The 15242-nt window shown below is 63.4% G+C and carries 12 protein-coding genes and 1 tRNA gene; 6 read left to right on the top strand and 7 right to left on the bottom strand.

Annotated features, from left to right (window positions below):
* Positions 1-3: 3 nt before the first annotated feature.
* Together IC608_RS03410 and IC608_RS18410 are read left to right on the top strand one after the other, a co-directional pair.
* Positions 4-483 carry a redoxin domain-containing protein gene (locus tag IC608_RS03410; RefSeq protein ID WP_191772625.1) on the top strand — a complete coding sequence of 160 codons (480 nt, stop codon included), beginning with the start codon at positions 4-6 and terminating at the stop codon, positions 481-483.
* A gap of 66 nt (positions 484-549) precedes the next feature.
* Positions 550-1686, top strand: coding sequence for a M23 family metallopeptidase (locus IC608_RS18410; protein WP_210316183.1), 1137 nt, complete (start codon positions 550-552; stop codon positions 1684-1686).
* Positions 1687-1729: 43 nt separating this feature from the next.
* Here the strand turns inward: IC608_RS18410 and prfB are convergent.
* Positions 1730-2855, bottom strand: a protein-coding gene (gene prfB, locus IC608_RS03400) for a peptide chain release factor 2 (protein WP_191772623.1) whose coding sequence is annotated in 2 segments (ribosomal slippage) — positions 1730-2785 and positions 2787-2855 — 1125 coding nt in all. Because the reading frame shifts where the segments join, the coding sequence is not laid out codon by codon here.
* 121 nt (positions 2856-2976) lie between these two features.
* Between prfB and IC608_RS03395 the strand changes: the two genes are divergently transcribed.
* Positions 2977-3053 (top strand) — tRNA-Arg (locus IC608_RS03395).
* A gap of 268 nt (positions 3054-3321) precedes the next feature.
* Here the strand turns inward: IC608_RS03395 and IC608_RS03390 are convergent.
* From IC608_RS03390 to IC608_RS18405, 5 genes are all read right to left on the bottom strand, one after another.
* Positions 3322-4149, bottom strand: a complete 828-nt coding sequence (locus tag IC608_RS03390) for a carbohydrate ABC transporter permease (RefSeq protein ID WP_191773764.1) — start codon at positions 4147-4149, stop codon at positions 3322-3324.
* 59 nt (positions 4150-4208) lie between these two features.
* Positions 4209-5087: a carbohydrate ABC transporter permease gene (locus tag IC608_RS03385; protein WP_191772621.1), complete on the bottom strand. Its 879-nt coding sequence runs from the start codon at positions 5085-5087 to the stop codon at positions 4209-4211.
* 64 nt (positions 5088-5151) lie between these two features.
* Positions 5152-6432, bottom strand: a complete 1281-nt coding sequence (locus IC608_RS03380) for an extracellular solute-binding protein (protein ID WP_191772619.1) — start codon at positions 6430-6432, stop codon at positions 5152-5154.
* A gap of 157 nt (positions 6433-6589) precedes the next feature.
* Entirely contained in the window at positions 6590-7669 is a 1080-nt protein-coding gene (locus tag IC608_RS03375; RefSeq protein ID WP_191772617.1) for an ABC transporter ATP-binding protein, read from the bottom strand.
* Between the two features lie 178 nt (positions 7670-7847).
* Positions 7848-9698, bottom strand: a complete 1851-nt coding sequence (locus IC608_RS18405) for a sugar-binding domain-containing protein (protein WP_191772615.1) — start codon at positions 9696-9698, stop codon at positions 7848-7850.
* Between the two features lie 159 nt (positions 9699-9857).
* Between IC608_RS18405 and IC608_RS03365 the strand changes: the two genes are divergently transcribed.
* Together IC608_RS03365 and IC608_RS03360 are read left to right on the top strand one after the other, a co-directional pair.
* On the top strand, positions 9858-10853 hold the full coding sequence (locus tag IC608_RS03365) for a substrate-binding domain-containing protein (protein ID WP_191772613.1): 996 nt from the start codon (positions 9858-9860) through the stop codon (positions 10851-10853).
* A 116-nt stretch (positions 10854-10969) separates the two neighbouring features.
* The gene (locus IC608_RS03360) at positions 10970-11449 is read left to right on the top strand and encodes a GNAT family N-acetyltransferase (RefSeq protein ID WP_191772611.1); all 480 of its coding nucleotides are present in this window, start codon (positions 10970-10972) and stop codon (positions 11447-11449) included.
* A gap of 17 nt (positions 11450-11466) precedes the next feature.
* On the opposite strand, the gene IC608_RS03355 is transcribed toward IC608_RS03360, so the two are convergent.
* Positions 11467-14073, bottom strand: coding sequence for a membrane-bound PQQ-dependent dehydrogenase, glucose/quinate/shikimate family (locus IC608_RS03355; RefSeq protein ID WP_191772609.1), 2607 nt, complete (start codon positions 14071-14073; stop codon positions 11467-11469).
* A gap of 169 nt (positions 14074-14242) precedes the next feature.
* Between IC608_RS03355 and IC608_RS03350 the strand changes: the two genes are divergently transcribed.
* Positions 14243-15193: a cation diffusion facilitator family transporter gene (locus IC608_RS03350; protein WP_191772606.1), complete on the top strand. Its 951-nt coding sequence runs from the start codon at positions 14243-14245 to the stop codon at positions 15191-15193.
* Positions 15194-15242 lie beyond the last annotated feature (49 nt).

Raw genomic sequence — 15242 nt, 5'->3', positions numbered from 1 at the left:
CCCGTGACCACACTTTCCGTCGGCGACCCTGCACCACCCGTCACCCTTCATTTCGACGATGGCTCGAAAACCTTGCTGGCGGAGCTCAAGGGACGTCCGGTCGTGCTGTTCTTCTACCCCGAGGACGACTCCGGCGGCTGCACCGACGAGAACCAGGAATTCTCCGCCCTTGCCCCCGACTTTGCTGCCCGTGGCGCCCTTCTGTTCGGCGTCTCGCCCGATCCGGCCGAAAAACACCGCAAGTTCCGCGCCAAGTACGATCTGAAGGTGCCGCTGGTGGCCGACCCGGAGCGACAGGTCATCGAGGCGTTCGGGCTGTGGCAGATGAAAAAGCTCTATGGCCGCGAATTCATGGGGCTTATCCGCACCAGCGTCATCATCGGCGCAGACGGTCGCATCGCGCGGATCGTGCGCGCCACCCGCATCAAGGGGCATGCCGCCAAGATGCTGCAGGCGCTCGATGACGTGCTCGGCAAGGCCTGAGCTTTTTCGGCTTCTTAACCATCCCGGCTCATATTGGCTTTACCATAGTCGAGCGTGGGATGCGTCGTGTCAGTGTCAGCCAGTTTTGCCCCAGCCGATCGCTCGCGCCCCAGGCCTGCCCGCACCGGAATCCATCCGGGACTGTTCTACGGCATGTTTGCACTGCTGCTGGGCGCCAACGCCCTGACCGCGACGGGCATGCTGATGGCGCCCGACATCGCCCGGCTGGTCAACGGCCAGAACGAGCGGGTCATCGAGGCCTATGAGGGGCGCCTGACGCAGATGCGGCTCGAGATCGACCGCCTGCAGTCCCGCAACTATGCCCAGACCGGCGACATGAACCTGCAACTGCAGGAGCTTTCCCAGCAGCAGGAAATGCTGGTCGAGCAGCACCAGCTGGTCAAGGCACTGGTGGACAAGGCCGGACAACTGGGCATCACGCCGGTCGCGTCCCTTGGCACGCCGGCCCTGAGAACCGTGTCCACCCCCTCGGGCAACCCCGACCTCGCCGCCACCGCCGCGCAGATCGGGCAGATGATCAGCGACACGCAGGTGGCCATGAGCGGCATCGCCGATGCCGCGACCGCGCGCACCGACGGCATTGTGTCGGAGATGGCCCGCCTCGGCATAAAGGTGGACTTACCGGAAGGTGATCTCGAAGGCATCGGCGGGCCGCTCCTCGACGCAGTCGACGGTGTCGATGCCTCCCCCATGGTCGAGGACGCCAATGCGGTCATGGAGACCCTTATCCGCTACAAGGCGGCGCGGGAGGTGATGGAAGATGCGCCCGTGCACATGCCGATCGCCGGCACGTACCGCCAGAGCTCCATCTTCGGCAATCGCCGGGACCCCTTTACCGGCCGCCGCGCCTTCCACGCCGGTCTCGACTTCGCGGCATCGACGGGCACGACCGTGTCGAGCGCCGGCGACGGCGTTGTCAGCTACGTCGGCACCCGGTCCGGCTATGGCAAGGTGGTCGAGGTCAGGCACGCGAATGGACTCATGACGCGCTACGGGCATTTGAGCGCCCAGTTGGCGCATGTCGGGCAGGTGGTGCAGACCGGCACGCCGATTGCGCGTGTCGGCTCCACCGGCCGCTCTACCGGTCCGCACCTGCATTTCGAAATTCGCCGCAGCGACAGTGCCATCGACCCCAAGCCCTTCCTCGAAGCGGGAAAACGGCTCGTCGCGCTGCTCCAATAGATAAACCCCGGCCTGGGGCCGGGGCTGTGAGAGTTTTTCGCGCCTATTCTGCTTCGGCGGTGTCCGTTGCCACGCCGACCCGCTGCGCCAGTGCCGCTTCCATGAAGTCATCGAGGTCGCCATCCAGCACCACCGAGGGCTGGCCGCTCTCGACGCCCGTCCGCAGGTCCTTGACCATCTGGTAGGGCTGCAACACGTAGGACCGAATCTGGTGGCCCCAGCCGATGTCGCTCTTGTTGGCCTCCTGGGCCATCGCCGCCTCTTCGCGCTTCTGCAGCTCCTGTTCATAGAGCCGGGCCTTGAGCATGTTCATGGCCGTCGCCCGGTTCTTGTGCTGGCTGCGCTCCTGCTGGCAGGCCACCACGATACCGCTCGGCACGTGGGTGATGCGGATGGCCGAGTCCGTCGTGTTGACGTGCTGGCCGCCGGCGCCGGACGAGCGGTAGGTGTCGATCTTGAGGTCGGATTCGTTGATCTGGATGTCGATCGAATCGTCGACCACCGGATAGACCCAGACGCTCGAAAAGCTGGTGTGCCGCCGGGCCGCCGAGTCGTAGGGGCTGATGCGCACGAGCCGATGCACGCCGCTTTCGGTCTTCATCCAGCCATAGGCATTGTGGCCCTTGACCAAAATGGTCGCGGACTTGATGCCGGCCTCTTCGCCATCGTGCATCTCGATGGTGTCGACCTTCATCTTCCGCCGCTCGGCCCAGCGCGAATACATGCGCAAAAGCATGTTGGCCCAGTCCTGGCTCTCGGTGCCGCCGGCGCCGGAATGGATTTCGACATAGCAGTCGTTGCCGTCCACTTCCCCCGAGAGAAGCGTTTCGATCTGCGTGCGGCGGGCGGTGTTCTTGAGTTCGAGCAGCGCCTCTTCGGCCTCGCGCACGACGTCCGCATCGCCTTCGGCCTCGCCGAGTTCGATCAGCTCGCAGTTATCGCGAATGCCGGCCTCGAGCTCATGCACGGTCTTGACCGCAACATCGAGTTCATCGCGCTCGCGCATGATGACGCGGGCCTTTTCCGGATCGTTCCAGAAGTCAGGGGATTCGGTCTGCGCCGTCAGCGCATCGAGACGTAGTTGTGCCGTATCCCAGTCAAAGATGCCTCCTCAGCAGGCTCAGCACCTGCTCGATTTCGGCGACGGTCTTTTCGATTTCCGCTCGCATGTTGGGTCCTTTCGTTCGGGCTTCATGTAGCGGAGGGGTCGCCCGCGATCAACCGCCCGGGGCGCCGAGGCGCGCTGCAGCTTGATAATTTCCCCGCTCGCTGCTAGGTCCGACGCTGGCTGGTCCCGTAGCTCAGCAGGATAGAGCACAGGATTCCTAATCCTGGGGTCGTGGGTTCGAATCCCGCCGGGATCACCAGCTTTCCTCTTTTTGGACCGTCGTAGCCGCTGTCTCGAACGCCCCGGGCGCCCTGGCCACGGCTCGTCGGCTGGCCCGCTCATGGAAGAAGAGAAGCCGCCGGCGGGGGCGCGCCAGCGGCTCTCTGAAGTGGCTGCGCCGAACGGAGGGAGGGCTGGCGCAGCTGTGCCTTAACTGGCAGGCGACGCGATGGTTCCGAGCGAGTGCCTTGTTTCTCGAAACCGGTCCCGTTCGTGTCGCGCGCGAGCGCGGCACGAGGGGTTGCCGATCAGCCCTTGACGCCTGCCGAGAGCATGATGGCCTGCGTGACGCGCCGCTGGAAGATCAGGTAAAGGACCGCAACCAGAAGCGCGGCCAGGATCGCCGCGGCCAGTTCGCGCGCATATTGCACGCCGAACGCGTCATTGACCTGGGTAATGCCCACGGCGACGTTCATCATCTCCGGACGGGATACGGCCAGGAACGGCCAGAGGAAGTTGTTCCAGGCGCCGATGAACGTCACGATGGCGAGCGCGGTGGTCACGCCCCAGTTCATTGGCAGGTAGATGCGTGAAAAGATGCGCCACTCGCTGGCGGAATCCATCTTGGCCGCCTCGCGGAACTCCTTGGGCACGGAGTCGAAGAAGTTCTTGTAGACGATGATCACCACCGGGTGGATGAGCTGCGGGAAGACCACGCCGAGCCAGGTGTTGATGAGCCCGAACTGGGCCATCAGGATGAAGTGGTTGACGATCAGCGCGGCGATCGGAACCATGAAGCTGGCGAGGATCATGTACCAGATGAGGTTTCGCCCGGGGAAGCGGAGCTGCGACAGCGCATAGGCCGTCGTGGCGCTGATCATCAGCGTCAGGATTGTCACGGCCAGCGATGTGACGAGCGAGTTGAGATACCAGCGGCCGATCATGGTGTTGACCAGCACGTGCCAGTAGGCCTCGATGGTCCAGGTGCGCGGCAGGAATTCCACGGTCTTGGCGATGACCTGCGATTCTGGCTTGAGGGAGGTGATAATCCCCCAATAGAGCGGGAAGGCCCAGAGCAGCGCGAAGACGACGGTGACGAGGGTCAGGATCAGTCCGCCGACGTCCAGCGCCTTCATGGTGCGCTGGCGGGACGTGGCGGCCACGGCGGCTGTCGTCTGCTGGCTCTCAACGGCGCTCATTTTTCACCTCGGGAACGGAGCACTTGGAACTGCAGGACGGAGAAGGCGATGACGATGACGAACAGAGCCACCGCTATCGCGGCGGCATAGCCGCCCTGGTTCTTCTGGAACGCCTGGCTGTAGATGTACTGCACCATGACCATTGACGGGTCGGGACGACCGCCCTGCACGAACAGGTAGACCTGGTCGAAAATCTTGAGCTGAAGAATGAGCTGGATGGTGAGCACCAGCGCCGTTACGGGCCAGATCAGCGGCCAGGTGATGCGCCGGAAAATGGTCCAGCGATTGGCATTGTCGAGGGCCGCAGCTTCGTAGATGTCGGGCGATATCGAGCGCAGACCCGCAAGGAACAGCAGGATGTTGAAGCCACAGGTCCACCAGATGGTGACCAGGGCAACCGCCGGCATGAACATCCATTGCGTGCGGAAGACGTTGATCCGTTCGCCGGCAATGGCGCTGATCGGGTATTGCAGGATGCCGAACTGGACGTTGAACATCCAGTTCCAGATCCGGTAGACCACGGAAACTGGCAGGATATAGGGCAGGAAGAACAGCGCCAGGATGATGCTCTGCTGCCACCCCTTGAGACGCGACACCATCATGGCGATGGCCAGGCCGATCAAGGTGTTCGGCACCACCGTCAGCGCGACGAAATAGGCTGTGTTGCGGACCGCGGTCCAGAACCGCCGGTCGTCGAACATCTCGATGTAGTTTTCCAGACCAATCCACTCCCCGGGCCCGATCAGCGGGGCGTCAGTGAAGCTGATGTAGACCATCTGGATGGTCGGCCACAGGAACAGCACACCGTACGTCAACACGAAGGGCAGAATGAGGAGGTAAGCGACGGTTACCTCACGGCGGTGATTCCTGATCATGGTGCTCCGGCCTCATGGGATGATCCGGCGGCCATGGGCCGCCGGACCTGATTGGGGTCGAGTGTCAGTCAGCCTGGTCCTGCAGGTCGGCCTTCATCTCTTCGATGGCTTCCTGCGGTTCCAGTTCACCGTTGACGGCCGGGCTGATGTAGTTGGCGACGGCGTCATAGACAGGCGACGCCACGCCAGCCAGGGTCGAGCGCGGATCGAACACGGCCGTGTCGGCCAGGATCGAGTAGGTGGCGTTCGGCTCCATGGTCTTGAACTCTTCGCTCTCGCGGACGGGCGTATAGGCCGGGATATGGCCCGCGTCGGCCCAGGCCAGCGAGTTCTTGTTCATCCAGGAGATGACTTCGAGCACGGCGGCCTTCTTTTCGGGCGTCTGTTCCTTGCCGGCGTTGTTCGGGATGGCAAAGGAGTGGGAGTCAGCCCAGGTTGCGGGGTGATCAAAGAAGGTGGGCAGCATCACCGCACCCCACTCAAAACCCAGTTCGCCCTTGGCAGCCAGGTCGGTCATGGTGGGGACTTCCCACACGCCGTTGATGTGGAGAGCAGCCGCGCCCGACGTGAACAGGGCGACGGAGTTTTCGTACTCGGTCTGCGCCGGGGCGTAGCCCTGTTCGACCCAATTGGCCATGGTTTCCACGGCCTTCACGGCCTTCGGAATGCTGTCGTCCGGCAGGAACGTGCCATCGTCGCTCAGGAACACGCCATCCTGCTGGTTGAACAGGGAATAGAACACGCGCCACGGCGTGCCGTCGCCCGAGGTCTGCAGCGATACGGCATATTCGGAACCCGGCTTGAGCTTTTCGAGCGCGGCCGTGAAGTTGTCGACGCCGTCGAGGCCGATTGGCTTGCCGTCTTCGCCCAACAGTCCGGCTTCGGCCAGCTTGTCCTTGTTGTAGTAGAGAATGATGGAGTGGATATCGAACGGCACGGCATATTGCTTGCCATCGACCTGTGCGGCTTCCCAGTTGGACGTGGCAAACTTATCGGCGGTGAGGCCGACGCTGGCCAGGTCGTCGGGGTTGATTTCGGCCAGAGCACCCGATTCCACGCCGAGCGGGATGCGCGACAGGTGATAGGTCATCACGTCCGGGCCTTCGCCGACGGCGGCCGAAGTCTGCACCTTGGAATAGAACGGGGTACCCCATTCCAGCGTGGTGCCCTGGATTTCGATGGTATCGGCGTGTTCCGCATTGAAGCGCTCGATCAGCGCCTTCATGCGCACGCCGTCACCACCACCCAGGAAATCCCACCAGACCACGGTTTCCTTGGCCTGGGCTGCGCCGATGGCCAGCAACGCCACGCTCGACAGCATGGCAACAGATAGAAATTTCTTCACGTTCATCCTCCCTTGGGGGAAACCCCAGCGCCATTCCTCAGGCTTTGCGTCTCGCTGGCGAAGCTGACGCGCCTTGGTTCAGAATTCCGCCCGTGGCGGTCCTGAATTTCTCTCCGAGCTCGCGCCCAAAGCGGAACTCGCCCTGCCCACCACCCCGTCAGGCGGCGTGATAGGCCTTGCCGGCTTCGTCAAAGGCCATGGCAGCATGACCATCGAGCGCGATGCGCACAGTGTCTCCAGCCTGAACGCTGCTGATCCCCTTGTCCTCGGCGACCAGCGACGCGCCATCGGCCAGCCGGGTATAGACCAGCGTCCGCTCGCCAAGCCGCTCGACGACATCGACCGTCGCTTCGATACTGCCATTGGGATCGATGTGCGCGGCCTCGGCGCGGATGCCGAAGGTCAGGCCCGTCGACGGGAGACCGGCAAAGGGGACCGTCGTTGCAACGGGCTGCTGGCCGGCGAAGCTGAAGGCCGCCCGGCCCTCCCTGTCAGTGACCGACTCCACTGGAATGAAGTTCATGGCCGGCGAGCCAACGAAGGCCGCGACAAACCGGGTCGCTGGGCGGGAATAAACCTCCATCGGCGTTCCGATCTGTTCGATCTTCTTGTTGTTCATCACCACGATCCGCGTCGCCAGCGTCATCGCTTCGGTCTGGTCATGGGTCACGAAGATCATCGTGGCCTTGATGCGGTTGTGCAGCTGGGCCAGTTCGAGCCGGGTGCGGACGCGCAGACCAGCGTCGAGATTGGACAGCGGTTCGTCGAGCAGGAAGGCCTTCGGGTTGCGCACGATGGCGCGCCCGATGGCGACGCGCTGACGCTGACCGCCGGACAGCTGCGCCGGCTTGCGATCAAGCAGCTGCGAGATCTCCAGCATGCGCGCCGCATCCTCGACGCGGCGGGTGATCTCATCCTTGGGCGTCCGCACGTTCTGCAGGCCGAAGGACATGTTGTCCCGCACCGTCATATGCGGGTAGAGCGCATAGTTCTGGAACACCATGGCTACACCGCGCTCATTGGGCGGCAACTGATCGACGCGCTCCCCTGCCAGATAAATCTCGCCGGAGGTGACCTGTTCGAGGCCGGCGATCATCCGCAACAGGGTGGACTTCCCGCAGCCCGAGGGCCCGAGAAAGACGATGAATTCGCCTGAGGCGATATGCATCGACACCTTGTCCAGGACGCTCACGGCGCCAAAGGACTTGCTGACCTCCTTGAGGACAATATCGGACATCAATGCTCTCCCAAGGCGCATTTGGCACCGGCTGCCGCGCTGCTCCGAACATCGGATGCGCGATCATTTGTCATATTTTTCAGACGGAAAGCAGCCGCAGTCAATACGCCGAACCACAAAAGATCAGTGTATTTGATAAGCATCACTGTAGCGGAAGCATTCGCAGCGGCACGGCCGCTCACAAGGTGAGCGGCTCGGCGTCGTCAGCAGCCTTACGCGCCTTGCGCCGCGCATCATCGATCTGCTCATGGGGAATGGAAGCGGCCGCCATGGTCGTGATCTCACGCAGCGTCTCGAGAGGCAGCTTAGGCTCGCGCGCGGCTGTCAGCAAGCCGTTCGCCTCCTGCTCGGTATCGGTGACCTGGGTATAGCAGTATCCCGCCACATGCGGCATCGCGGCGATGGCCGAGAAGATGTCGCGCAGACGCTCCTCGAACTCTGCCGCGTTATTGACCGTCGAGTAGCCGTACCATTTCTGGCCCTGCTTTGGCAGGTAGCTGAGGCCACCGAATTCGGTGAGCATGACGGGTTTGTCGCCCAGCGGCAGATCGCCGAGCACGATCCGGCGGCGGGCCGGCCCCATCCCGCGCAGCATGGCCTCGATATCGGCCGGCTCGTGGAACCGGCTCTTGAGGCCGGCGCCGTCGGGGGCGTAGTCGTGGATCGACCAGATGTCGCTCTCCACCAGTTCCCAGCCATCATTGGAAATGGCCGGACGGCTCGGGTCGAGAGCCTTTGTCAGGTGATAGAGCGCACTGGCGTAGTGGGCCTGGTCGGGGCGATCGGCGATCTGGGAGACGCCCCAGCTTTCGTTGAGCGGAACCCAGGCGACAATGCACGGGTGGCTTTTGTCCCGGCGGATCGCAGCCATCCACTCCTTCGAGAGCCGCTCGATGGCCGAATGGGAGAAGGCATAGGCGCTGGGCATTTCTTCCCAGACGATGAGGCCAAGGACGTCGCACCAATAGAGAAAGCGCGGGTCCTCGATCTTCTGGTGGATGCGGACACCGTTGAAGCCCATGTCCTTGATGAGTTCGACCTCGCGCTTGAGCGCATCCGGGCCTGGCGCCGCCAGATGCGACTGCGGCCAGTAGTTCTGGCCCAGGACCATGCGGAGGTAATAAGGCAGGCCATTGAGGAGGAAGCGCTGCCCGCCGACACCGACGCTGCGCAGCCCCAGATAGGACTGCACACGGTCCGGCTTCGGTCCCTCCAGCGTCACCTCCACATCGATGAGGTTCGGCCGCTCCGGCGTCCACAGCAACGCCTCGCGATGCACACCGTTTTCGAGCTGCGGCACGGAGATATCGAAGCGCAGTTCGCTGTCGGCCAATGTCATGGTCTGCTGGGCGAGGAGCTTGCCCTGCGCCGTCAGCTTGACCGTCAGCGCGACGGGCTCGGCGGGAATGGCGTTGAGGCGGAAATCGCAGTGGACGCGATAATTGGCGACGTCCGGCACGAAATGAATGTCGGTGAGGTGCAACTCCGGCACGACGCTGAGCCAGACCGGCTGCCAGATGCCACTGGTGCGGTAGTACCAGATGGAATGGGGCGCCTCGAGCCAATCCTGCTTGCCACGGGGAATGCGGACGTCTTCGGGCTGGTCTTCGGCCCGCACCACCACGGTCTGCTCTCCATCCACCAGCGCGTGGGTGATGTCGAGGGAGAACGGCACATGGCCGCCTTCGTGGCTGCCGACGCAGTGACCGTTGACCCAGACCGTCGCCGCATAATCGACCGCGCCAAAGTTGAGCAGCAGCTTCTCACCCGCGCCGATCTGCGGACGGGCGAAGGTACGGTGGTACCAGATCACCGGGTGGAAGCCCGTCTCGCGCAGGCCCGACAACTCGCTCTCGGGAGGATAGGGCACGACGATCTCGCGATTGAACGCGTCGCGCCTGTTCCACCACCCTTGCTTCACGCCAACATTGGCATCGTCATGGGCGAAGCCCCAGGTGCCGCAGAGATCGACCCAGCCGTCACGGCGGAACTGCGGATTGGGGGCGAGAGCGGAAGCGGATGGGGTCACAATGATCCTCGTTGGCGGTGCGGCGCGCCTGGCGCCCTGACTCGACGGTCACCCCGGATGCTCTTGTGTCCTCGCATCCGGCACGTCTGCTAAACTTGTTTAGCAGATTGTGACAGGGTCCAAAGCTTGTCAAGAACAGACGCATCGGAGGTTGGGGCTGTGAAAAAACGCGTCAAGATGGTCGACATCGCGCGGGAGGCAAACGTCTCCCGCACGGCGGTATCGCTGATCCTCAATCAGGTGCCTGGGGTGCGGATTGCGGAGGCAACGCGGCAGCGCGTGTTGCAGGTCGCGCGCGACCTGGGCTACCGGCCGGGGCCGCTGCTGGATGAACTCGGCGACCGAAAGCGCCTCTATGGCGTGGTCATCAACGAAATTTCCTCGGCCTACCCGATCGATCTTGTCTACGGCCTGCAGAATCAGGCCGATGCGCAAGGGGTGCAGATCATCATCCAGGTCTCCGATGGCGTGCCCGGCAACGAGGTGGCGGCGCTGGAGAACTATGAGCGTTTCGGGGTGGCCGGCGTGGTGTATGCGAGCACCTTTTCGGCCGTGGTCGTGCCTCCGGCGGAGCTTGAACGGCAGCGCCACGTGCTGCTCAATTGCAGGCGCGAGGACAGCACGGGGCTGGCGATCCTGCCGGCCGAGCGGCACGGCGGAGCGCTCGCCGCCCAGCACTTCATCGAGATCGGCCGGCGGCGCATCGCCACCATCACCGGCGACCCTTGGCAGGTGGCCACCAAGGAAAGGCTGGCCGGCTACCATCGCACTCTCAACAGATCAGCACTCAACCCAGGAGCGGCGTATGAACGGAGCTGCGACTGGAGCCATGGGGGCGGCCATGCCGCGGCGTGCGAACTGCTGGCCCTGCCCCAGCCGCCCGACGCCATTTTCTGCCACAACGATATCATCGCCCGTGGCGCCATGCAGGCGGCACAGGAACGGGGCCTGCGGGTGCCCGAGGACCTGGCGATCATCGGCTATGACGACCGCGAATTTGCCAAGGACCTTGGCATCACCAGCATCACCCTGCCCTTCCTCGAAATGGCGGAACGGGCGCTGACGGAACTGATCGGTGACGCGCCGCTCGAGGACCGCACGCTCTCGGTTCGGGGACGGCTCATCCCACGCGCGACTACTGGCTTCATGAATTAGAACCCGACGGCCGGTTCGGGTGCTGCCCTGAAATCAGAAAACAGACCTTGATCGACCTGTCGGCAAGGCGGAGGGTGGCCACCTCGTGTGGGTGGTTCACGAGAAGGTAGAAGCTCATGGCAATTCACCTACGGCAGCTCGGGCTGGAGGACATGGATGACGCCGCTCGCGTTCACCGAAGGTCCTTCGATCACGCCCTGCCAGAGCTTGCTGGCCTACATACCCCCGAGGAAGACAGGGCCTATTTTCGCGGCTCGGTTTTTGAGGGTTGCGAAATATGGGGCGCCTTTGATGAGCGCCTTGTCGGCTTTGTGGCCTTTGGCAACGGATGGATCGAGCAGTTGTACGTTCTCCCGGACTGGCATGGTCAGGGAATCGGCAGAACTTTGCTCGATGTCGCGAAGGCAAAATGGCCTCGACTGACGCTCTGGACCTTTCAGCAGAATGGGCCGGCCAGGCTGTTTTATGAGCGCAATGGGTTCGTGCCTGTCGAGGAGACGGGCGGCCTTGGCAACGAGGCCAAGGCGCCCGATGTTCGCTACGAGTGGCACCGGGATGGACTCACGGAGCCGTCACTGCGCTCTCGCCTCCTCTAAAGGCTGCTAACCTCGCACTACTCCGGCAGTGCATAAGCCACCACCTCGTCGCCGACCGGCGTTTCCATGAAGTGGTGACCGCCCGGATAAATGACCACGAACTGCTTGCCGCCGGCTTCGTAGATCATGGGCGTAGCCTGGCCGCCCGCCGGCAGGTCGGTCGACCATAGCTCCTCGCCTGTCTCGGTGTTGAAGGCGCGGAGCTTGTTGTCCGACGTCGCCGCGACAAAGGTCAGTCCGCCTGCCGTCGTGACAGGGCCGCCGTTGTTGGGCGTGCCGATGGTGAAGGGCAGCATGGACGGGATGCCAAACGGCCCATTTCTTTCGGCCGAGCCAAAGGGGTGATCCCAAAGCGTCTTGCCTGTTGAAAGCTCAATCCCCCGAATCCAGCCATAGGGCGGTTGCTTGCACAACATGCCCGTGCCCGGGACCCGCCAGCCGGCGTTCACGTCAATGGCATACGGCACGCCCTCCATCGCCGACACGTCGCCATTGTCTTCGCCGAAGGCCTTGATGTCCTCTGACTCGGCAGCATCACGCGGGATCAACTGGGAGTAGTTGGGGACATCGTTGTAGTTGGCGATGAGAATGCCGCGTTCGGGATCAATGGCCACGCTCCCCCAGTCCGATCCGCCGTTGTAGCCGGGATATTCGATGAACGGCTTGTCGGCAGACGGCGGCGTGTACTGACCCGTGTAGTGTGCCAGGCGGAACTGGATCCGGCACCAGAGCTGGTCGATGGGGCTCATCCCCCACATCTGTTCTTCGGTGATGTCGGGCTTGGTGAGATTGGCGTAGCCCGAATAGGGCTGCGTGGCAGACATGTACTCGGTCTGAGCCCCGCCGGTCGTCGTGACTTCGCGCTCCTCGACCGGAAACAGGCTTTCTCCCGTCTGGCGGTTGAGGATGTAGATCTGTCCCTGCTTGGAGGAGAGGATCAGCGCTGGCACCGTTCCGTCGCCGGAGGGAAAATCGACCAGCGTGACCTGACTGCCGAGATCATAGTCCCAGACGTCGTGATGCACAGTCTGGAAGTGCCACGCTTCCTCGCCCGTCGTCGCATCGAGCGCCACTAATGACGAGGCGTACTCGTTCTCGGCTTCGCTCCGATCGGGACCCCAGTAGTCGGACGAAGAGTTCCCAAGCGGCAAATAGACGTAGCCAAGCTCCTGGTCGCCGGTGGCCGTCGTCCACATGTTCGGCGTGCCCCGCGTATAGGTTTCCCCTTCGGCGGGCTCGCCGACCGCGCCACCCTTGCCGAGGTCCCAGGCCCACATGAACTCTCCGGTGATCGCATCATAGCCGCGCACCACGCCGGAGGGCGCGTCATTGGCCTGGTTGTCGCTCACCTGTGCACCGGTGATCACGACGCCACGCACAATCACGGGGGCCGAGGTTACCGCGTACCAGCCGGGCACGGTGTGACCGAGACCCTCTTCGAGATTGACCTGCCCTCCACTCCCGAAATCGGGGCACAGTTGACCGGTAGCGGCATCGACGGCGATCAGGCGCGCATCGAGCGTCCCCATGATGAGGCGCGTGGCGCAAAGCTGGCCGGGGTCGAGATCAGGCTGGGCGTGGTAGGCGAGGCCCTTGCAGGTCGCGCCGTAGGGGATGGCGTCTGGCGACACTTTCGGATCGTAGCGCCAGGCCTCGAGGCCCGTGGCCGCGTCGAGCGCGATGATCTGGTTCATCGGCGAGCAGACGTAGAGCGTATCGCCAATCTTCAGCGGCGTGTTCTCGGGTGAGTATTTTCCCTCCGATTCATCGCTGGGAAGATCGCCGGTGTGGAAGGACCACACCTGCTCGAGCGAAGCGACGTTGTCGGTATTGATCTGGTCGAGCGGAGAATAGCGCTGCGCGGACTCAGAGCCTCCATAGGCCGGCCAGTCTTCCCCTACAGGGGGCAAGACGTCGGCCGGACGCTCCTTGTCCTCGGCGATCACAGGACTGACCGCAACGCCGTTGCTGTCGGTCGTGGCAGCATTGGGGGCGCTCCCTGCTTCCTCGTTGCCTGCGGCGGCAGGCGCCGCCGCTGGCGCGGCAATTGGCGGCAGAGTTTCAGTCGGAGCAGTGGAGGGCGTTGCGGGATCGGCCGCTGCACCGGTCGCGCCGGCCGGTTGATCAGTGGTCGGCCCGGCAGGAGCCACGCTGTCCTGCGCCTGCGCAGGCGGAGCGCTGGTCCACCCCGGAACCAGACCCAGGCCAAGCACCAGCAAGGCCGAGCGAGCGACAGCCTGGTGACGCCGCAGCCCAGGGAGCGCGATCAGCACCAGCACCAGGATGACAGTCGGCGCCACGATGCGCGGCACCAGCGCCCACCAATCCGATGCAGGTTGCCAGCCGTCCAGCGTGACTTCCCAGAATGCCCATATCAGGGTGCCCAGCCAGATGAGTCCATAGATCAGGGCCCCCATTCGACGGTTGAGCACCATCAGAACCCCAGCCCAGACGAGCAGCAGCCCAGTAATGGCATAGTACCAGGATCCGCCCAGAATAATGAGATACACGCCACCGGAAGCAAGGATGATGCCCACGAGGCCCACAACTATGCCGAGAATGGCTGCATACCAGCCGAAACCGCCCCGCGCGCGCCTGGAATGATCGAAAGTGGTGCTCGACATCAGTATCCTCCTCAGACTGGCCACAGATGCGAAGTGGTGAACTTCCGCGAAGGTTCCCCATTCTTCAGCATCGGCTGGTATCATTCGCGTGAGCTTTGGATGGCGGCGAGGCTCTGCCGGTCGCCGCACAGGCCCGTTACGTATCGTTCCGGATCGAAAGGCAGTTCTCGTGCCGCACGACCACAACCACACGCACCTGGATCCCGCGTCGGGGGATCGCCGCGTTTCGATAGCGATCTGGGCCAATGCCCTGCTCACCGTCGCCCAGATTGCCGGCGGCATCCTCTCGGGCAGTCTCGCCCTTGTCGCGGACGCCCTCCACAACTTCTCCGACATGGCATCGCTGGTGATCGCGTTCGGCGCCCGCAAGATTGCGCGGCGGCCCGCTGACGAGCGGATGACCTTCGGCTACGGCAGGATCGAGATCGTGGCCGCCCTCATCAACTACACGACGCTGATCGTCATCGGCCTTTACCTCATCTACGAGGGCGGGATGCGGATTTTCCAGCCGACCGCGGTCGAAGGCTGGACCGTCATCATCCTGGGCGGTGTGGCGCTGGCAGTGGATACCCTGACTGCCTTTCTGACCTACTCGATGCAGAAGGGCAGCGTGAATATCCGGGCCTTGTTCCTGCACAACCTGTCGGACGCGCTGGCCTCGCTCGCCGTTGTCGCCGGAGGGATGCTGATCCTTCTCTACGACCTGCGATGGGTGGACCCTGCCATCACCATCGGCATAGCGCTTTACATCCTCTACCTGGCGTTCACCGAAATCGGTAATCCGATCCGGACCCTGATGCTGGGCAGCCCGCCCGACATCGACAACGGCGCGGTGATCGAAGCGATCTGCAGCGTCGAGGGCGTCGATGACATCCACCAGGTGCACCTTTGGCAGATGCACGAGCACGAGGTCGCGCTCGATTGCCATGTTGTGCTGCAGGAAGGGAGCTGGAGCCGGATGGAGACTGTGAAGGCGGAGATCAAGAAGCGCTTGAAGGAAACCTTCAACATCGGTCACACCGCCCTCGAGTTCGAAGAACTCGGTAGCGAGCACAAGGACGCCAGCCTCTACGGCCATGCCAGCAGTTCGCACCACAGTGGCAGCCACGAGGCCCACTAACGTCTTCGGTGCAGCGGACGGAATGGCACTCAGATGCCATTCGGTCACC

The organism is Devosia oryzisoli (assembly GCF_014837245.1).
Classification (GTDB): domain Bacteria; phylum Pseudomonadota; class Alphaproteobacteria; order Rhizobiales; family Devosiaceae; genus Devosia; species Devosia oryzisoli.
This window is presented reverse-complemented; position numbering and strand designations above follow the sequence as displayed.